This is a genomic window from Herbiconiux sp. 11R-BC (genome assembly GCF_049472555.1).
GTDB lineage: Bacteria > Actinomycetota > Actinomycetes > Actinomycetales > Microbacteriaceae > Herbiconiux.
In genome coordinates this window covers 1,008,939-1,028,965 of sequence record NZ_JBCEBO010000001.1, presented here as the reverse complement: position 1 = coordinate 1,028,965, position 20,027 = coordinate 1,008,939, and the positions used below count along the sequence as shown (strand labels likewise).

Below are 20,027 nucleotides of genomic sequence, written 5' to 3'. Positions count from 1 at the left end.
CTCCCTCACTGATCACTCCGGCAAAGGAGCCGCCCATGTCCACCCCCGCACCCGCCCTCCCCACCGACGGCCGACCGGTCGTCTTCCGCGACGCCCTCGTGCTCACCCTGAACGACTGGCACGACATCCTCCGGCACGGCGACGTGCTCGTGGTCGGCAGTGAGATCGTGGCGATCGGCGAAGCGCTCGCCGTGCCCGACGGGACCTTCGAGATCGACGCCGCCGGCGGCATCCTGATGCCCGGCATGATCGACACCCACCGCCACATGTGGCAGACGGCGATGCGCGGCTACGGAGCCGACTGGACGCTCACGCAGTACTTCGTCTGGTACTACCTGGAGTACGGCCAGCACTTCCGCCCCGAGGACATCTACGCCGGCAACGCCCTCTCGGCGCTCGACGCCATCGACGCCGGGGTCACCACCACGGTGGACTGGTCGCACGGCCTGCGCACGATCGAGCACGCCGAGGCGGCCCTGCAGTCGCTGCGGGACTCGGCGGGGCGCTTCGTGTTCGCGCCCGGCAACATCTTCGGGGCGCCGTGGGAGTGGGCGTCGAACCCCGATTTCCAGAGCTTCGTGCGCGCCAACGACACGGGCTCCGAGCTGCTGCGCTTCCAGCTCGCCTTCGACGTCACCGGTGACCCGGCGTTCCCCGAGCGCGGGGCGTTCGAGGCGGCGCGCGAGCTGGGACTGGCCGTCACCACCCACGCGGGCGTCTGGGGCGCCACGAACGACGACGGCATCCGCCTGATGTACGAGAACGGCTTCATGACGCCGGAGACCGTCTACGTGCACGCGGCGACGCTCAGCAACGACTCCTACCAGCGCATCGCGGCCACCGGCGGCTCGGTGTCGCTCGCGACCGAGAGCGAGCAGAGCTGCGGGCAGGGCTACCCGCCGTCGTGGGTGCTGCGCGAGCACGGCATCCCGATGTCGCTCTCGGTCGACACGAGCGTGTGGTTCTCGAGCGACCTGTTCACGGCGATGCGCTCGACCCTCGGGGCCGATCGCTCGTTCGAGCACCTGCAGGCCCACGAGAAGGGCGACACCGTCACCCACTCGCACCTGAGGGCCGAGCACGTCGTGGACTGGGCCACCCGGGGCGGCGCGAAGGCGCTGGGGCTGGATGCGGTGACCGGGAGCATCGAGGTGGGCAAGAAGGCCGACCTCGTGCTGCTGAAGAACGACGACTCGCCGTCGATGTTCCCCATCACGAACCCGTACGGCCACGTGGCGCTGCAGGTGGGCCGGGCGGACGTGCACACCGTCGTGGTCGACGGGCGCATCGCCAAGTACGACGGTTCGCTCGTCGGCCACGACCTCGCACGCACGCGGGCGGCCGTGGAGAACACGGTCGACTACCTGCAGTCGACGCTCGGTGCCGACACCTGGGACGCCGGCATGAATCCCGACATCCCCGAGACGAAGGTGCTCGACAACCCCTACATGTACACCGACTACCGCACGGCGGCCACGCACGCGGCCACGCCGGAGGGCTGAGCGCGCCGCCCCGGCTCGCGCCGCGCCCATGCGGGCATGGTAGACACGGAGGATGTCCACGACGAGCTGGCGGTTCTTCCAGCCGCGCAAACCCCCGAAGCTGCCCCCGAAGGGCGAGCCGTGGGGCGGGCTGCTGAGGCCGGCTACCTTTGTGACGCTCGGCATCGTGCTGGCCGTGGTGGCCGCGGTGTGGATCGGGGTGGCGACGGCGAGGTCGGATGCGCCCACCACGCTCGACGGCGTGACCGCCGAGGTCATGGTGGAGGTCGACGCCGTCACCGCCGCCCTCGCCGATCCCGGGGCGGTGCCGGCCGATTCGACCGCGGTCGTGCCCTGCCCGGCCGGCGGCGCGGGCCAGCAGTACACGATCACCCGCACCGTCCCGCTGCGGCCGGGGGTCAGCGGGGCGGATGCGCTGGCCGGCATCCGCTCGGACTACGAGTCGCGGGGCTGGAAGGTCTCGACCTCGTCGTTTGGCGGGCAGGGCGGCGTGCAGTCGGAGCTCATCGGCCTCAACCTCGTTCCGGTGACCGTCACGATCACCTCGGCCGACGAGCCGCTCTCGCTGCGCATCGAGAGCGCGTCGCGCTGCACGGCGCCGTAGCAGCTCGACGAGGTCGAGCGCGGCATCCGGCTGGTGCTCGCGCTGTAGGCGCGGACGACTGCGACCGGGCTGCCCGGGGCGGCAGCCCTCAGCGGCCCTGGCGCTTCTTGAAGGGCTTCGGTTCGCCCTTCACGACGGGGGCGCGGCCTCGGCCCTTCGAGGCCTTGGCCTTGCCGCCGGCCTTCGGTGCGGGAGGCGGGGCGGCGGCCACCCGGGCTCGGGCTTCGGGCCGGAACGCGATGCCCGCCGGGGTGAGGGTGAGCGACGGGGCACCGGCTTCGACCTCGGCCGGCTCGGTCTCGTGCACGAGCTGCTCGCCGCGCTCGGCCTCGAGGGCCGCGAGGGAGGCCTGGATGGTCGCCCGCGAGACGTGCGCGGCGTTCGCGGCGCGCGAGTAGTCGCCCTCGTCGGAGATCGCGAGGAAGTGCTTCAGCCAGTCGATGTCCACGCCCCGAGACTACGGGGTGAGCGGCGAAGAGCGACCACTCCATCGGCTCGCCCGCTGCGAACGGCCGGCCGCAGCATCCGTGATCCGCCCCGTCGACGACCACCTCGATCAGCGTGGGCCGAGCCTGACGGGGAGGGAGGAGCGGGGAGGCGGGTAATGCTGGGTCCTCCCAGCGTGGGCGCCGCGGACGTAGCGTCGAGGCATGAACGAGATGCTCACCCTCAACAACGGCGTGCGGATGCCCGCCCTCGGCCTCGGCGTGTTCCAGAGCTCGCCGGAGGAGACCGCCGCCGCCGTCACGGAAGCCCTGCACGTGGGGTACCGCCACATCGACACCGCGGCCGCCTACCTGAACGAGCGCGAGGTCGGCGACGGCATCCGCGCCTCGGGGCTCGACCGCGACGAGATCTTCGTCGAGACCAAGGTGTGGATCACCCAGTACGGCTACGACGAGACCCTGCACGCCTTCGACCTCTCGACTCGCAAGCTCGGCGTCGAGGCGCTCGACCTGCTGATCCTGCACCAGCCGGCCCCGTGGCTGTGGGAGTCGACCCTCGAGGCCTATCGCGCGCTCGAGACCCTGCTCGCCGACGGGCGGGTTCGCGCGATCGGCGTCAGCAACTTCAAGCCCGCCCATCTCGAGCGCCTGCTCGAGGTGCGCGAGGTGGTGCCCGCCGTCAACCAGATCGAGCTGCACCCCTACTTCGTGCAGAAGCAGACGCAGGCGGCGGATGCCGAGCGCGGCATCGTGACCCAGGCCTGGTCGCCGATCGGCGGCATCAACTTCTACCCCGGCTTCGGCGACGGCACCGCGAAGAACCCGCTGAACGACCCCGTGATCGCCGCCATCGGCGAGGCGCACGGCAAGACCGCGGCGCAGGTGATGATCCGCTGGCACCTGCAGCAGGGCCGCAGCGCCATCCCCAAGTCGGTGCGGCCCGCGCGCATCGCCGAGAACTTCGCCGTGTTCGACTTCGAGCTGACCGCGGCCGAGCTGGCGGCGATCGACTCGCTCGACCTCGGCATCCGGCGCGGACCCGAGCCCGACGAGGTGCGCCCGCCCTCGCGCATGTGGGAGATCCCCGAGGTCTGAGCCCCGAGGTCTGAGCGCCGAGGTCTGAGCGCCGAGGTCTGAGCGCCGAGGCTCCAGCGAGGTTGCGCGAAGTGCTGCCGGCGGGCTCCCGCAGAGCATTTCGCGCGACCTCGGCGGGACGGGGCGGGCGGATGAGCGCGAAGGGGGGACGGGCGGGAGGGGGCGGGTGGATGCGCGCGAAGGGTGAGAGGGCTCGCGTCAGGGGTTCGGGAGGCTGGCCACCGCCTCGATCTCCACGAGCGCGCCGGGCCGGGCGGGGGAGACGGCGAGCACGGTGACGGCGGTGCGCTGGGCGCCCCAGACCGCGGCGGTGGCGGCGTAGGCCTCCGTCGGGTCGATGCCGGCGGCGAGGTAGATGGTGAGCTTCGCCACGTGCTCGCGGTCGGTGCCGGCCTCGGCCAGCACCGCGAGCACGTTGCGCAGAGCCTGTTCCGTCTGGGCCTGGAGGCCGTCGAGCAGCGCGCCCTCGGCATCCGTGCCGTTCTGGCCGCCCACGTAGAGCGTCGGGCCGGCGGGGGCGAGCATGCCCTGCGCGAAGGCGGGGCTGCGGTAGAGCGTCGGCGGGTCGACGGGCACCGGATGCGTGGAGCCCGGCTGGCTGGTCATGGTGCGTCCCTTCCGCGCTGCGGGGCGTCTCGGGCCCGCGCGTCTCAGTTCCCCGAGTATCCCGCCGGGCGGCGCTGCTCGTCCACCCATTCGGCGAAGCGCTGCCGGCCGAGCTCGGCCGCCGGACCGGCGAGGAGGGTGCCGTCCCGCAGGGCCTTGCCGAAGCCCCCGGGGAGCGGAACCTCGAGCACCCGCCGGCGCCGCCCGGCCGTGGTCGGGGTCGCGGCCGCGGCCGCGTAGGAGCGCACCATATCGGCCATCCGCAGCACCTCGGGGCCCGCGAGATCGGGCGCCCGCCCGGCCGCGCCGCCCTCGGCCAGCAGCACGAGCTTCTCGCCCACCTCCCGCGCGGCGACGGGCTGCGACACCATCGTCGGCACCACGCTGACCGGTCCGAGCGAGAACTGCCCGAGCAGCTGCTGGGCGAACTCGTGGAACTGCGTGGCCCGCAGGATGGTGAACGGGATGCGCCCCTCGCCCACGAGCCGCTCCTGCAGTGCCTTGCCGGCGTAGTAGCCGAAGGGCGCCCGATCGCTGCCCACGATCGAGAGCGCGAGGTGATGGCCGACGCCGGCGGCCTCCTCGGCGGCGAGCAGCGTGCGGGTGACGGTGCCGAAGAAGCGCTCGGAGGCCGCGGCGGACTGCGTCTGCACCGAGGTGACATCGATCACGGCGGCCGCGCCACCGAGCATCCCTGCCAGCCGCGGATCGACCGCACCGGATCCGGCCGCGCCTGCGAGGTCGACGCCCACCGCCCGCGAGAGCACCACCACCTCGTGCCCGCGTTCGCGGGCGGCGTCCACCACGTGGCGCCCGACGGCCCCGGTGCCTCCAGCAACAGCGATCTTCACAACGACATCCTCTCCTCACGGGCCTGGCATCTCCATTCCGCTCACCCCTACGACGGCGTAGCCGGCCGCGATGTGAGGTGCCGCACACCGCGCACACCGCCCACGCCGACGGGGCATGTCCCCAGAACGTGGGGTCCACTGTTCGTTCACTCACCCCGGGCGTGTCCGACACCTGTTGGTAAATAGTTAGTCAATATGAAGTAACTAGGCGTTCTCCCAGGCGGTGTGAACTCGTCGAGGTCGCACGGACGCGGGCAGTCCTCCCTGTGCGGATGCCGCGCCGTCGCCCTTCCCTCAGCAGCAGAACCTGGAGACGCTCGGTGTCCAACCCCCTTCTTTCCCGCGCGGTCGCGACCTCTCTCGCGATGGCGCTCACCGCATCCGTCGCCGTGGCCGGGCTCGCGCAGCCCGCCTTCGCGGCGCCTGCGACCCTCTCGGCAACCGCATCCGCCGCACCCGCCGCATCCGGCCAGGGCGCTGTCGCCGACGCGAGCGGCCCCGACTACACCTCCTTCGTCGACCCCTTCGTGTCGACCGCGGGCGACACCGGCAACGACCTGCCGGGCGCCCAGGCGCCGAACGGCATCGCCAAGGTGAACCCGCTCACCACGCCGAATCGCACCCACTCGGGCTACGACTACACCGAGAACCAGATTGCCGGCTTCACGCAGACGAACCTCGACGGCGTGGGCGGTTCGGGCGGCGGCGGCGACATCCTCGTGGTGCCCACCGAGGTGAAGTACACCGCGCGTCCCGGCGCCGGCAGCTACGCCCACGACTACTCCCACAGCGACGAGACGGCGACCCCCGGGTACTACCAGGTGGGCCTCGGCGACATCGCCGGCACCGACAACGCCGTCACCGCCACGGGCGGCACCATCGAGGCGCAGGTCACCGCCACCACGCGCACCTCGGTGCAGAGCTACTCCTTTCCGCAGACCGGAGCCGAGACGCCCTCGCTCGTGCTCGACCTCGCGAACAACTTCACGAGCCGCACCGGATCGTCGGTGACGGTCGAGAAGCTGGCCGACGGCCGCGCCGGGCTCTCCGGCCGCATCGCCGGCAGCTTCAACGGCGCCGCCTACGAGCTCTTCTACTACGCCGAGACCACGCAGCCGACCACGACCGTCAAGACCTGGACCGACGGCGGCGCGCTCAGCGACACGATGAGCCAGACGGGCGCCGACACCGGCGCCATCCTCTCCTTCGATCCGGCCGCGGCCTCCGAGGTCGGCCTGCGCGTCACGATCTCACCGATCAGCTCCGAGCAGGCGCGCATCGACCAGGGGCGCGAGGTCGGCGGCCTGAGCTTCGACGACGTGAAGGCCCAGACGAAGCAGGTGTGGAACGATCGCCTCGGCACCGTCGACGTGTCGGCATCCGTTGCCAACGACCCCGACGGCTCGCTCAAGAAGCTGTTCTACACGCACCTGTACCGCATGTTCGCCATGCCGATGAACGCCACGAGCACCGACGGCACCTACAAGGGCGTCGACGGCGCCATGCACCAGGCCGACGGCTACACCTACTACGACGGCTGGTCGTCGTGGGACGACTTCCGCAAGTACTCGGTGTTCGCCTACGTGGACCCCACCATGTACCGCGACATGATCCAGTCGCTCATCACGTTGTTCGCCGACACCGCCTCCACCGGCAAGAGCCTCGGCTCCCTCACCCAGTCGGTGCCCTCGGTGCGCTGGGAGCGCTCTGCCGTGATCGTGGCCGACGCGATCTCGAAGGGCTACACCGGCTTCGACCGGCTCGATGAGGCCTACCCGGCGCTCAAGGACTACACCGGCTACTACACCGGTGAGCAACTCCGCCAGGGCTACATCACGAACGACCCGGGCAACTCGGTGCAGCGCGGCTACGACCAGTGGGCGCTCTCGATCGTGGCGGATGCGCTCGGCAAGTCCGATGAGGCGGCGAGTCTGCGCCAGCAGGCCGGCCTGCCCATCGCGAACCTGGTCAAGACGGGCGCCTGGACGGCCGGCGACGGCACCCCGGTGGGCCTGCTCACCCCGCGCGACGCGTCCGGGAACTTCGGCTCGGTGAACTACGAGCAGTTCGAGTCGTCCGGCCTCTACCAGGGCACGCTCTGGCAGTACAACTGGTACGACGCCTACGACATGGCCGGCCTCTCGTCCGCGATGGGCGGCACGGATGCGACCCGCCTCGCCCTCGAGCACATGTTCGGTGAGGACGACCCCGGCAACGGCCACGCCATGCTGCACTCGAACGCCAACGAGATCGACCTGCAGGCGCCCTACCTCTTCAACTACGTGGGAGAGCCGAGCCTCACGCAGAAGTGGGTGCGTGCGATCTACACGGGCGAGACCTGGAACCGCTACATCGCCACGGGCTCCACCGGCGAGGCGCCGAGCGGGGGCGGCGAGTTCACCCCGCCGATCAAGACGAAGGTCTACAAGCTCGACCCGCAGGGCTTCCTGCCCACCATGGACAACGACGCCGGCACGATGTCGACGATGTTCGTGGCCGCCGCGCTCGGCCTCTTCCCGGTGACCGCGGGCTCTTCGCAGTACCAGATCGGCTCGCCGTTCTTCGACTCGAGCACCATCCACTACGCCGGCGGCAAATCCTTCACGGTGGCCGCGAAGAACGTGACGCCCGACAGCTTCTACGTGCAGTCGGCGACGCTGAACGGCACCGATTTCGGCAACACCTGGCTCGACTACTCCGACGTGCTCGCCGGTGGCACCCTGCAGTTCTCGATGGGCTCGACCGCCTCCGACTGGGGCACGAAGACCACCCCGGCCTATTCGCTGAGCACCGCAGGAGACGGCGGCAGTGGCGGAGGCGTCGCGACCACCTATGCGGTCGCGGCCGACCGCACCTCGGTCGAGGCCGCCTCCGACGGCACCGTCTCGGCCTCGGTGGCACTGAAGCTCCCCGCGGGCGCCTCCTTCGCCGGCACCGCAGGCTCGAGCCTCGTCTCCGCCGGCTCCGCCACCGTCGCCGGGCTCCCGGATGGCGTGCACGCCGACGTGGTGCTGACGGATGCGCAGACCGCCTCGGTGCGCCTCGCCGGCTCCACCACGGCGAATGCGAAGTTCTTCGTGACCTTCACCGACGCCGCCTTCGCGAACGGCGTCACGGCGGGGCAGGTGACCGGGCAGGGCGTGTCGGACGTCAGCCCGCTCGCACTCTCCGTCGCCTCCGTCGATCGCACCGCCCTGCAGTCGCTCGTCGACGAAGCGGTGCTCGTGCGCACCGGTAGCTACTCCTACGCCAGCTACCAGGCCTTCACCGCGGCGCTCCAGAGGGCTCAGACCGCGGTGGCCGACTCCTCGTCCACCAGCGCCAAGCTCCGCAGCGCGAAGGACGCGCTGCAGTCGGCCGCCGACACCCTCACCCTGAACGAGGGCGCCTACCGCGTGCTGCAGGCGGAGACGCCCGACGAGTGGAGCGGCGGCCAGCTGAAGGCCGAGGCGTACTACTCCAACGGCGACCTCGGCGGCGTGACCGACGGATCCTGGATCCGCTACAACGGTCTCGACTTCGCCGGCGTCACCCCCGTGCGCCTCGACGTGCGCTACGCCAGCTCCGCGTCGAGCACCGGCGCCCCCAGCTCGGTCGACGTGCACGCGGGCGGCACCGACGGGCCGATCGTCGGCACGCTCGACCTTCCGGGCACCGACGGCTGGCAGTACTACACGACCGTCTCGACCACCATCACCGACCCGCAGGCGCTGATGGACGCCAAGCAGGTGAGCTTCGTCTTCCACGCCCCGGGCGGGCAGCAGTGGGTGTCGAACTTCGACTGGCTGCAGTTCGCCTCCACGGCGGCGCCCACCACGCCCACCGGCCCCACCTCAGTGGCGCTGCTCACCGCACCGAACGTGACCACCACGGGCAACGGCTCCAAGCCGCTGAACCTCGCGAACGGCCTGTTCGAGAACGTGGCCAACGGCTCCTGGGCCGAGTGGGCGGGCCGCGACCTCGGCGCGGGCGCCGACACGGTCTCGGTGGTCTACGACAAGCCCCAGTCGCGCGCAGCGAGCGACTCGCACATCGAGCTGCGGCTCGGGTCGAGGGATGCGGCGAAGAAGGTCGACATCCCGCTCGCCTACACGGGCTCCGGCTGGGGCACCAAGGGCACCGCGACGGCCGCGCTCGATCCTTCCCTCTTCACGGGCGTGCAAGACGTCTACGCCTCCTTCGTCTCCACCACGCAGACCGACGCGAACCCCTACGTCGCCAACATCACCTCTCTCGAGCTCACCCGCTCCCCGGTGACGGATGTGCGCATCCACGCCGCCACCTGGGTCGCGAACAGCGGCAACGGCCTCAAGTCGGAGATGAGCAGCTGGGACGACGGAACCACCGTCACCGACCTCGGCGGCACCACCAACGGCTCCTGGCTCGACTACGGCACCATCGACTTCGGCTCGACCCCGCGCACCCAGCTGTCGGTGCACTACGTGAACAACTCGAGCCGCTGCGGCACGAACTCGGCGATCCAGCTCTACCTCGACGGCTTCACCGCGGCGAACCCGGGCACCCCGTACGCCACGGTCCCGCTGCCGGTGACGGGCTCGGCCTGGTCGAACGCCGGAACCACCACGGTCGGCCTGCCCGCCACCACGGGTTCGCACCACGTCTGGATGCGCCTCGTCACCACGCCCGACGGCAGCCACCCCTACGTGGCCAACATCGACACGCTGACCTTCCTCACCGCCCCGGCGGGCACCCCCGAGCCGGTCGACTTCAGCGACCTGCAGGCCGCGGTCACCGAGGTCTCGCCGCTGGCCGCCGACGCTGCCCGCTACGGCAGCATCGACTTCGCGGTGTACACCCGTGAGCTCGCGGCGGCCGACGCGCTGCTCGGCTCCGCCACCGCGAAGCAGGATGCGGTGACGGCCCAGGCGCGCAGCCTCCGCCTCGCGGCGGGCCAGTTGGTGCCCCGCGTGCGGCTCGTGCTCGAGAACCAGCTCGACGCCGCCGCCCTCGTGGTGAACGCCCGCTACACGGACGAGTCGTGGGCGGCCTTCCAGGCGGCTCTCTCGGCAGGCACGGCGGCGGTGGCGGATGCCTCGGCCTCCGATGACGCGCTCGCTGCGGTCTCCGCGGCGCTCGCCTCGGCCTCCGGCGCTCTCGCCGTCAAGCCGCAGGTGGTGCCGCCCGCCCCGGCCTCCGTCTCGGCGGCGGTCGACGGCACGAGCGTGACCGTGGAGTGGGCCACTCCGACCGATGACGGCGGATCGCCCGTCACCGGCTACGTGGTGTCGCTCGACGACGGCCACAGCCTCCGCATCGACGACCCCACGCAGCACAGCGCGGTGTTCACCTGGCTGCCCGACGGGGCGGTGCGCCGGGCACACGTCACCGCGGTCAACGCGGTGGGCGAGTCGGCGGCCACGCCCGACACCGAGCCCTTCACCGTCGGCACCTCCACGCCGGTGCCGCCGCTCGTGAGCTCGGTCACCACGACCGGCGCCGAGACGGTGGTGGCCTGGCAGGCGCCCGTCTCGAACGGCGGCACGCCGGTTTACGCCTACCAGGTGTCGCTCGACGGCGGGGCGGCCCAGACGGTGCCCGCCTCCGCGCTCACGACGGTGTTCACCGGAACCAGCGGTGACGCCCACGTGGCCACCGTGGTCGCGATGAACGCACTCGGCGGCTCGGCGCGACCGGATGCGGTGGCGGCCGACCCGGCGACGACCGCAACGGCCTCGGCCGACGCGAGCGGTGCATCCGGAACCGGCTCGGCCTCGGCCGACGTGGCCGTGGCGCCCGCCGACTTCCCGGCGGCGCTCGCGGCGAGCTACAGCTCGGACTCCTGGCCGGCCACCCCCACCGGGCAGGGCGTGTTCACCTTCATGCTCCGCGGCCAGAAGGAGCTCGGGGCCGGGGTGCTCGCGCCGAACCAGACCGTGCCGCACACGCAGGACGCGACGGCCGAGAACGACACCATCGCGATGCAGATCAACAGCTCCGCCTCGGCGGCGCAGGTGGCCCGCGCCGTGACCGACGCCGACAACAGCCCCACGGTCACCATGGCCGACGGCTTCGGGTCGCACCTCGGGCAGATCTACCTGGCCGCGCTGCAGTCCGGCCGTCTCCCCGAGACGAACGCGCTCTTCGGGCGCGTGACCCAGGGCCTCGACGACACCGGCAGCGCGAAGGACGCCTTCGCCTACCAACGGCCGTACGTGCGCCTCGGCTTCGTCGGCGACGGCGGGAAGATCCGGGAGTCGGTGGAGGGTTCCTACGGCGGCCTGGCCGGCAACGGCTCCTTCCCGAGCGGGCACAGCTGGGGCGGTTACACCTCGGGCACCCTGCTGGCGACGCTCCTCCCGGAGGTGTCGTCGGGCATCCTGGCGCGCGCCTCGGAGTACGGCGACAACCGCATCGTGCTCGGCTTCCACTACCCGCTCGACGTCATGGGAAGCCGCATGATCGCCCAGGCGGCGATCGCGCACCGCTGGGCGGACCCGAGCTTCGTTCCGCTGCTCGAGGCGGCGCACGAGGAGCTCGAGAGCGTGCTGCTCGCAGACTGCAAGACGCAGGGCTACGGCGACACCCTCGCCGAGTGCCAGGGCGACAGCTATGACGGCCTGGACGTCACGGCCGCCGTGGCGCAATACACCAGCCGTCTCAGCTACGGCTTCTCCCAGCCGGGTGTCTCGGGCCAGCCCATCCAGGTGCCGGTCGAGGCGGCGGCGCTGCTGCAGAGCTCGTTCCCCGAGCTCAGCACCGAGCAGCGCCGGCAGATCCTCGCGCAGACCGCGCAGGACTCGGGCTTCCCGCTCGACCTCACCGCCCGGGGCGACGTGAGCTGGCAGCGCCTCAACCTCGCCGAGGCCATGACGGCGAAGTACACCCTGAACGCCGACGGCAGTGTCACGGTCACCAACTACGCCGACGAGACGCTCGCGAGCATCCCGGATGCAGGCAGCATCCAGGTGGGCGGGATGCCGGTCGACGGCTTCTCGGCCGCCACCGGCAGCTACTCGGTCGACTGGCCCGCGGGCTACGCGCTCCCCGCCGTCACCGCCACCGCGGCGGAGGCCGGTGCCACGGTCGCCGTCACCGGCGGCAGTGCGACGGTGACCGAGCCGGGAGCCGCCGTGGCGGGCCAGGTGAGCACCATCACGGTGACCTCGGCCAACGGGATGTTCACCCGCCAGTACGTGGTGCTCTTCCACACCACGGCCGACGATCACCTGCCGGCCGGCGTCGACCCGGGCAGCCCGGTGAACCCGGGCGACCCGGGCACACCGACCGATCCGGGAACCCCGACGACCCCCGGCGACCCCGGAACGCCGGCCGACCCCGGCACGCCGGGTGCGGGTGAGGGCTCCGGCGGCACGGGAGACGCAGGCGGAAGCGACAGCGGCGGCGCGGCCGGCTCCGGAAGTGCCGGCGCCGCCCAGGGCTCGGGCGACGGCTCGCTCGCCAGCACCGGATCGGACATCGCCTCCGTGGTCACGGGCGCCCTGCTCCTGCTCCTCCTGGGTGCCGGAACGCTCCTGGTTCGCCGCCGTCGCCGCGCATCCTGACCCCGACACCGCAGCGCCGGGKCGCGCGAAGTGCCCTCCCCGATCGGGAGCCCAGCACTTCGCGCGACCTGGCGCTGCGGTTAGGGTCGTGGCATGACGAACGAGCGCGAGTTCTGGGCCGATGTCGACGCGCACGTGCTGCGCTACGGAACGGCCTTCGTGCCCGAGATCATCGAGCGGGCCGAGGGCGGCTTCGTCTACACCGAGTCGGGGCGGCGCATCCTGGACTTCACCTCGGGCCAGATGAGCTCGATCCTCGGCCACGCGCACCCGGACATCGTGGCCACCGTGCAGCGGGAGATCGCGCACCTCGACCATCTCTACAGCGGCATGCTGTCGAGACCGGTCGTGGACCTCTCGCGCCGGCTCGCCGAGTCGCTGCCCACGCCGCTCGAGAAGACGCTGCTGCTCACCACCGGCGCCGAGGCCAACGAGGCCGCCATCCGGCTCGCCAAACTCGTCACCGGCGGCTACGAGGTGGTCTCGTTCGCGCGCTCCTGGCACGGCATGACGCAGGGCGCGGTGGGTGCCACCTACAGCTCGGGCCGGCGCGGCTACGGGCCGGTGGCGCCCGGCAACATCGCCATCCCGACACCCTACGCCTACCGGCCCGACATCGTCGACGCGGAGGGCCGGCTCGACTGGCGGCGCCAGCTCGACCTGGCCTTCGAACTCGTCGACGCGCAGTCGACCGGCGCGCCGGCGGCGTGCATCGTCGAGCCGATCCTCAGCTCCGGCGGCATCATCGAGCTGCCCCTCGGCTACCTCGCGGCGCTCAAGCGGAAGTGCGTGGAGCGCGGGATGCTGCTCATCCTCGACGAGGCGCAGACCGGCCTCGGCCGCACCGGCACGCTCTACGCCTTCGAGCGCGACGGCGTGGTGCCCGACATCCTCACCCTCTCGAAGACCCTCGGCGCCGGGCTGCCGCTTGCCGCCGTGATCACCTCGGCGGAGATCGAGCAGGCCGCCGCCGACCGCGGCTTCCTGTTCTTCACCACGCACGTGTCCGACCCGCTCGTGGCGGCCGTGGGCAACACCGTGCTCGACGTGATCGAGCGCGACGGGCTCACCGCCCGGGCGGCCCTCCTGGGGGCGCAGTTGCGCGAGGGGCTGCTCGAGATCCAGCGCCGGCATCCCGTGGTGGGCGACGTGCGCGGGCGGGGCCTGCTGCAGGGGCTCGAGCTGGCTCCGGATGACGGCACCCAGGCGGATGCGCTCGGTGCGGCCGTCACCCGCCGGGCCTTCGAGCTCGGGCTGCACATGAACATCGTGCAGCTGCCCGGCATCGGCGGCACCTTCCGCCTCGCCCCGCCCCTCACGAGCAGCCCCGAGGAGATCGCGCTCGGCGTGGAGCTCATCGACCGCGCGCTCACCGACGTGCTCGCCGGCCGCGGGGCGTAGCGTCGCAGCATGACCGTCGTCATCGCGTTCCTCGCCAACATCCTCGTCGCGGTCGCGAAATCGGTGGTGGCCGGGCTCACCGGCTCGGCGTCGATGCTCGCCGAGGCGGCGCACTCGTGGGCCGACGCGGGCAACGAGATCTTCCTGCTGATCGCCGACCGGCGGGCCGGCAAGGAGCGCGACGCCGCACATCCGCTGGGCTACGGGCGCGACGCATACATCTTCTCGCTGTTCGCGGCCTTCGGCATCTTCACGGTGGGTGCCGTGGTGTCGGTCTACCACGGCATCCAGAGCCTGGCCGCGCCGGAGGCCGTCGAGGACTTCACCCTCAACTACATCGTGCTCGCGGCGGCTTTTCTGCTCGAGGGGTTCTCGCTGCTCCAGTCGGTGATGCAGGGGCGGCGGGTGTCGGGGCGCATCCGCCGCGGCTTCTTCGACTACGTGGTGAACGGCTCGGACAGCACGCTGCGCTCGGTGTTCTTCGAGGACTCGGCGGCGCTCGTCGGCCTCGTCCTCGCGGGCACCGGCATCGGGCTGCACCAGGCCACGGGCGACCCGATGTGGGATGCGCTGGGCTCGATCGCCATCGGCGTGCTGCTCGGCGGGGTGGCGCTGCTGCTGATCAGCCGCAACCGGCGTTACCTGCTGGGCGCCGGGCCGACCGAGCAGGGGCGGCTACAGGCCGGGCGGGCGCTGCTCGCGCTTCCGGAGATCCAGCGGGTGACCTCGCTCTATCTCGAGTTCAGCGGGCCCGGCACGCTCTTCCTCGTGGCGGCCGTCGACCTCGTGGGCGACCAGCCCGAGCACGGCGTCGCCGCGGAGCTGCGCCGGCTCGAAGCCGGGCTCGAGCGCGACCCGCTGATCGGCAAGGCCGTGCTCACGCTCTCCGTCGCCGACGAGCCCTCCCTCGACTTCCCCGGGTGACCGGGCTTCAGCGTCTCTAGAGCGACAGACGGGCCGTGGACGCCGCGCGAAGCACGGCGCCCACGGCAGCTAGCACTCCTAACCCCGCGCGCGGATCAGGCGCTGCGGCCCGTCCTCCTGCAGCTCGGCCACGTCGGAGCGCGAGGAGAGGAAGTCGGTGAAAGAGCGGTAGCCGAGCGGTTTCTCGTTGAACGAGGGGTCCATGCGGCGCATCTGGTTCTTCACCGTGCCGGTGTTGAGCCACTCGTCGGCGTCGCCCTTGGCGTGGCCGATCTGCAGGGCCCGCTTGAGCAGCTCGGTGGCGACGGTCTGCGGGTCGATGTCCTCGCCGGGTTCCGGCTCGTCGAACTGGGCGTCCTCGGTGTGCGAGAACATCGGGATGGTGGTGACGCGGCGGCTCTTTGCGGGTGCCTTCTTGGCGGGCGCCTCGGCGGGGGCGGTCTGCGCATCCGGCTGGGCCGCATCCGGTGCCGCCGAGGCCTTCTTGGCGGATCCTCCCCGGCCGCCGCCCGTGGCGGGCGGGGTCGCCGCGACCTTCTCGATGCCCGGGATCGAGTCGTAGTGCTCGAACTCGTCGCAGGCGGCGGCGAGCGAGGTGCTCGTGGAGCCCGCGACGCCGATGCCCACCACGAAGCGGCCGAGACGCTTCGACTTCTGGGCGAGCGCGATGTAGTCGGAGTCGCCCGCGACGATGATGACGTGGGTGAGGTCGGGCAGGCGGAAGAGGTCCTCGACAACGTCGACGGCGAGACGGATGTCGGCGCCGTTCTTCGTGCCGCGGGTGGTGGTGGTGAACAGCTGGGTGAGGTCGACCGCGCGGGTCATCAGCTGGCGCTGGTAGCTCGCGTTCACGGGCACCGACCAGTCGGCGTAGGCGCGGTTGACGACGATGGTGCCGAAGGATGCGGCGAAGTCGACGATCGCGTCGAAGTCGACCGTGGCGGCGGCGAGGCGGGCGGCGATCTCGGGGTCGGCATCCGGTGCGTTCTTGTCGAAGTCGCGGATGCCGTCGCGCTGGAAGGCGTTGCGGCCGTGCAGCTGCTGGTAGCGCGAGATGACGATGTTGTCGAAGTCGATGTAGAGGCCGATGCGGGATTCGTTCGGTTCGGTCATGGGGGGAGCTCCTCAGCTGTCGGCGGGCCGGTTTTCCGGCGATGCGGCGGAAGACTCGGTGCGATCCGGCGTCTTCAGTCTGCTGTGCGCGCTGCGGTGAGGCAACTCGTGGGGGTGCGGGTGCGAGGTGCGAGGCGCGGGGAGTGCCGGTGCGCAGGTCAGTCGAGCTCGAGCTCGTAGTAGAGGGCGAGGGGCCCCSMSCCGCGGCCCTCGTGGCAGTCGAAGCCGTGCTTCTCGTAGAGATGCCGGGCGGCCTCGTCGGATTCGCTGGTGTTGAGATCGAGGAAGGATGCGCCGCGCCGGCGGGCGTGGTCGATGACGGCGCCGAGGAGGGTCGTGCCGATACCGCGGTCGCGCAGCGCGGGGCGCACGTAGAGCTCGGCGAGGTAGGCCTCGAGGGCGGGAGTCCACGTTCCGGTGCGGAAGCGAAGCACAGCGACGCCGGCCGGGTGGGGCGAGGCATCCGGAGCCCGGGCGGTGTGCGCGAGCAGCACGCTCGTGTCGCCGCGCGCCACCAGCTGTTTCAGGTGGGTCGCCAGCGGACCGGGCTCGGGTGCCGGCTCGCCGTACTCGGCGTTGAACGCGACAAGCATTTGGGCGGCCTCGGCGAAGTCGGCCGAGGTGCCGGCCGGCCGAACGGATGCTCTCGCCATACCGGCGACGTTACTCGCGGCGGCGGACGCTTTCCACGGCACGCCAGGAGCGTGACCGCGGCGAGGCAGGTACCGGCAGGGCCTCCCGACGCGGCGGTCGGCGACGTACCGTTGAGGCATGGCGGACATGCGAGGCGAGATCCGGGAGTTCCTGAGCTCGCGGCGCGCCCGCATCACGCCCGAGCAGGCGGGGCTGCCCGCCTACGGCGGCAACCGACGTGTGGCCGGGCTTCGGCGCGAAGAGGTCGCGATGCTCACCGGGGTCTCGGTCGACTACTACGTGCGGCTCGAGCGCGGAAACCTGGCCGGAGCCTCCGAGAGCGTGCTCGACGCCCTGGCCCGCACCCTGCAGCTCGACGACGCCGAGCACGAATACCTGCTGAACCTCGCGCGGGCGGCCGGCCCGACGCGACGCTCGGCGGCGCGGCCGCGCGCCGCGGCGACCGTGCGCCCGGCAGTGCAGCAGATCCTCGACGCCATGCCCGAGGCCCCCGCCTGGGTGCGCAACGGGCGGCACGACATCCTCGCGGCCAACACGATGGGCCGTGCGCTCTACGCGCCCGTCTTCGACGACCCGCGGCGCCCCACCAACACCACACGCTTCACCTACCTCAACCCGGCGGCCCGCGAATTCTGGCGCGACTACGACCAGATCGCCAACGACGCCGCCGCCATGCTGCGTCTGGAAGCCGGGCGCAACCCGCACGACGCGGAGCTCATCCGGCTCGTCGGCGAGCTCTCCACCCAGAGCGAGCTGTTCCGCGAGCGCTGGGCGTCGCGCGACGTCGTGTTCCATCGCAGCGGCGTGAAGCGGCTGCGGCATCCGGTGGTCGGCGATCTCGACCTCGACTACCAGTCGATGGAGCTGCCGGGCGAGCCCGGGCTCGTGCTGAACGTCTACACCGCGGCCGCGGGGTCGCCCACCGCCGACGGCCTGCGCCTGCTCGCCACCTGGGCGGCCACGAGCCTCGCCGAGGCCGAGGCCGAGGCCGCGGCCGGCGCCGCCGGAGCGGATGCGGGCGCCGAGGCCCGCTGACCCGTCCGCACCCCGCACCCGGCCCCCCGGCATCGGCATCGGCATCGGCAGACCGTTCGTAGCGGTGAGCGTCCCCCCGGCGAGCCGGTGTCACGCTCGGCCTCAGTCGCGCGGCAGCACCTTCAGAGTGGTGGCGAGCACGTCGCTGCCCGTGATCGCGCCGACCGGGCCGGGGCCGAAGCGGTCGTACTTCTGGTGGAGCGCTGCGTCGAGCGGGCGCTGCACGGCGGGGTCGGCGAGCTCGAAGGTCACGTCCTTCTCCACACCGCCCGCGCTGATGTGACCGGCACCCGCGCGCTCGGCGCGGCGGAACCATCCGTTCTCCGGGCCGTGGGCCGAGCGGATGTACACGGCGCCGTCGACGACCCCTACCCAGATGGTGACGGCCGGGCGCAGCGAGCCGTCGTCGCGCCGCGAGCTGACTCGCAGCTCGGTGGCCGCTGCGATGCGGTCGAGTTCTGAGGGGGTCCAGTGTGCCATGGGATTCTCCGGCTCCGATTCGGGGGTGCTGCGTCCAGTCAACGGCATCCGCCCCGCGCCGGACAGGCCCCGTCAGAACCCCTGTCACGATGACGTCAGCGCCCCGGATGAGGCCGCCCCGCGGACCGGCGTCCCAGAGCCGTCCCGTAGGGTTGACCCCCGTGAGCCTGATCCGCCTGAACGACGTGACCATCGAGTTCGACGGGCGACCCGTGCTGCGCGAGGCCTTCCTGAAGCTCAAGGCCGGCGACCGCATCGGCCTCATCGGCAAGAACGGCACCGGCAAGACGAGCTTCCTCGAACTCGTCCTGGGCCGCCTCGAGCCGACCGCGGGAACCGTCGACGTGACGCTCGGCACCACCATCGGCTACTTCTCGCAGTTCTCCGAGCTCGACGGCGAGCGCAGCATCCGCGAGATCCTGAGCGACCACTTCGCCGCGGTGCACGAGACGCAGGGCCGGCTGGATGCGATCGGCGAGCTGCTCGCCGACCCCGCGCTGGCCGACGGCGCCGCGGGCATGGCCACCATGACCGCCCTCCTCGCCGAGCAGGGCGAACTGTTCGAGCGCATGGATGCGATCGACGGCTGGTCGTTCGAGAACACCGTCGACACCGTGCTCACGAGCCTCGGTTTCGACGAGTCGCGGCGCGAGCTGCCCGTCGACAGGCTCTCCGGCGGCTGGCGCAACCGGGCGGCGTTGGCGCGCATCCTCATCCAGTCGCCCGACGTGCTGCTGCTCGACGAGCCCACCAACTTCCTCGACCTCGACGGCGTGCGCTGGATCGAGAACTGGCTCGCCCGCTATCAGGGCGCCGTGCTCGTGGTCAGCCACGACCGGCAGTTCCTCGACGGCGTGGTCACCCGCATCGTCGAGATCGAGAACTACCGACTGCAGGAGTACGAGGGCGACTACTCGGCCTACGTGCACGCCAAGCAGTCGCGCCTCAAGATGCTCGAGCGGCAGTTCGCGCACGAGGAGGAGCTGCTCGCCTACGAGCAGGCCGCCAGCGCCGCCCGCCGTGAGGCCGCGCGCAACCCGGCCAACGCGGTGGCCCGCCGCCTGGCCGACATCAAGAAGCGCCAGGCGCCGCGCCCGATCGACCAGATCATCACCGACATCTACGGCGGGCTGCGCGTGAGCAACGACCTGCTCGAGGTGGTGAAGCTCACCAAGAGCTTCGACGACGGCGCCCCCCTGTTCGAGAACCTCACCTTCAGCCTGCACCGCGGCGACCGCGTAGCGGTGCTCGGCTCGAACGGCTCCGGCAAGTCGACACTCCTCGACGTGCTCACCGGCGAGACGGATGCCGACGCCGGCCAGGTGCGCTGGGCCAAGGGAGCGCGGTTCGTCTCCTACAACCGCGTCTACGCGTCGCTGGATCTGACGGACTCGGTCGGCCACGCCGTCAACGCCTACCCCGATTCGCTCGCTTTCAGCGCCACCAAGAAGAGCGTCGGGCGCTTCCTCGCCATGCTGCAGTTCTCGGATGCGGAACTCCAGCAGAAGATCGGCACCCTGTCGGGCGGTCAGCGGGCTCGCGTGGCCATCGCCCAGTGCCTGCTCTCGGGTGCGGCCGTGATCGTGCTCGACGAGCCCACGAACCACCTCGACATCACGAGCACCCAGGTGATGGAGCGCGCGCTCACGCACTTCCCCGGCGCGGTGCTCGTGGTCTCGCACGACCGCTTCTTCGTCGACAAGCTCGCCGACCGCCTGCTCGTCTTCGACGGCACCCCCCACGTCGTCGAGCGCGCCGCCTCCGGCGCCCTCTGATCGCCTCGGGCGCCGGCT

14 protein-coding genes are annotated in these 20,027 nt (G+C 71.7%); 8 read left to right on the top strand and 6 right to left on the bottom strand.

The genetic code is table 11. The annotated features are described in order from the left end of the window. Positions 1 to 35: 35 nt before the first annotated feature. Together VD659_RS04525 and VD659_RS04520 are read left to right on the top strand one after the other, a co-directional pair. On the top strand, positions 36 to 1,502 hold the full coding sequence (locus tag VD659_RS04525) for an amidohydrolase family protein (RefSeq protein WP_423259924.1): 1,467 nt from the start codon (positions 36 to 38) through the stop codon (positions 1,500 to 1,502). Positions 1,503 to 1,554: 52 nt separating this feature from the next. Beyond that, positions 1,555 to 2,106, top strand: a complete 552-nt coding sequence (locus VD659_RS04520) for a hypothetical protein (protein WP_423259923.1) — start codon at positions 1,555 to 1,557, stop codon at positions 2,104 to 2,106. Between the two features lie 88 nt (positions 2,107 to 2,194). Here the strand turns inward: VD659_RS04520 and VD659_RS04515 are convergent, their stop codons facing one another. Beyond that, on the bottom strand, positions 2,195 to 2,554 hold the full coding sequence (locus tag VD659_RS04515; protein ID WP_423259922.1) for a helix-turn-helix domain-containing protein: 360 nt from the start codon (positions 2,552 to 2,554) through the stop codon (positions 2,195 to 2,197). Between the two features lie 202 nt (positions 2,555 to 2,756). Here VD659_RS04515 and VD659_RS04510 point away from each other — a divergent pair, with 202 nt between their 5' ends. Then, entirely contained in the window at positions 2,757 to 3,647 is an 891-nt protein-coding gene (locus VD659_RS04510) for an aldo/keto reductase (RefSeq protein ID WP_423259921.1), read from the top strand. A 198-nt stretch (positions 3,648 to 3,845) separates the two neighbouring features. Here VD659_RS04510 and VD659_RS04505 read toward each other — a convergent pair whose 3' ends face one another. Further along, complete coding sequence (locus tag VD659_RS04505; RefSeq protein ID WP_423259920.1) at positions 3,846 to 4,253, bottom strand: RidA family protein; 408 nt, start codon at positions 4,251 to 4,253, stop codon at positions 3,846 to 3,848. A 44-nt stretch (positions 4,254 to 4,297) separates the two neighbouring features. Further along, the gene (locus tag VD659_RS04500; protein WP_423259919.1) at positions 4,298 to 5,104 is read right to left on the bottom strand and encodes an SDR family oxidoreductase; all 807 of its coding nucleotides are present in this window, start codon (positions 5,102 to 5,104) and stop codon (positions 4,298 to 4,300) included. A gap of 320 nt (positions 5,105 to 5,424) precedes the next feature. On the opposite strand from VD659_RS04500, the gene VD659_RS04495 reads away from it, so the two are divergent. From VD659_RS04495 to VD659_RS04485, 3 genes are all read left to right on the top strand, one after another. Further along, entirely contained in the window at positions 5,425 to 12,627 is a 7,203-nt protein-coding gene (locus tag VD659_RS04495) for a glycoside hydrolase domain-containing protein (RefSeq protein ID WP_423259918.1), read from the top strand. A 93-nt stretch (positions 12,628 to 12,720) separates the two neighbouring features. Beyond that, on the top strand, positions 12,721 to 14,028 hold the full coding sequence (locus tag VD659_RS04490; RefSeq protein WP_423259917.1) for an aspartate aminotransferase family protein: 1,308 nt from the start codon (positions 12,721 to 12,723) through the stop codon (positions 14,026 to 14,028). Positions 14,029 to 14,037: 9 nt separating this feature from the next. After that, positions 14,038 to 14,952, top strand: coding sequence for a cation diffusion facilitator family transporter (locus tag VD659_RS04485; protein WP_423259916.1), 915 nt, complete (start codon positions 14,038 to 14,040; stop codon positions 14,950 to 14,952). Positions 14,953 to 15,030: 78 nt separating this feature from the next. On the opposite strand, the gene VD659_RS04480 is transcribed toward VD659_RS04485, so the two are convergent. After that, positions 15,031 to 16,065 carry an NYN domain-containing protein gene (locus VD659_RS04480; RefSeq protein ID WP_423259915.1) on the bottom strand — a complete coding sequence of 345 codons (1,035 nt, stop codon included), beginning with the start codon at positions 16,063 to 16,065 and terminating at the stop codon, positions 15,031 to 15,033. 158 nt (positions 16,066 to 16,223) lie between these two features. Next, positions 16,224 to 16,718: a GNAT family N-acetyltransferase gene (locus tag VD659_RS04475; protein ID WP_423259914.1), complete on the bottom strand. Its 495-nt coding sequence runs from the start codon at positions 16,716 to 16,718 to the stop codon at positions 16,224 to 16,226. Between the two features lie 118 nt (positions 16,719 to 16,836). Between VD659_RS04475 and VD659_RS04470 the strand changes: the two genes are divergently transcribed. Next, positions 16,837 to 17,754 carry a helix-turn-helix transcriptional regulator gene (locus tag VD659_RS04470; RefSeq protein ID WP_423259913.1) on the top strand — a complete coding sequence of 306 codons (918 nt, stop codon included), beginning with the start codon at positions 16,837 to 16,839 and terminating at the stop codon, positions 17,752 to 17,754. A gap of 102 nt (positions 17,755 to 17,856) precedes the next feature. On the opposite strand, the gene VD659_RS04465 is transcribed toward VD659_RS04470, so the two are convergent. Further along, positions 17,857 to 18,234: a DUF2255 family protein gene (locus VD659_RS04465; RefSeq protein ID WP_423259912.1), complete on the bottom strand. Its 378-nt coding sequence runs from the start codon at positions 18,232 to 18,234 to the stop codon at positions 17,857 to 17,859. A gap of 161 nt (positions 18,235 to 18,395) precedes the next feature. Here VD659_RS04465 and VD659_RS04460 point away from each other — a divergent pair, with 161 nt between their 5' ends. Next, positions 18,396 to 20,009 (top strand): ABC-F family ATP-binding cassette domain-containing protein, encoded by a 1,614-nt coding sequence (locus tag VD659_RS04460; protein ID WP_423259911.1) that lies wholly within the window; start codon positions 18,396 to 18,398, stop codon positions 20,007 to 20,009. Positions 20,010 to 20,027: the final 18 nt, after the last annotated feature.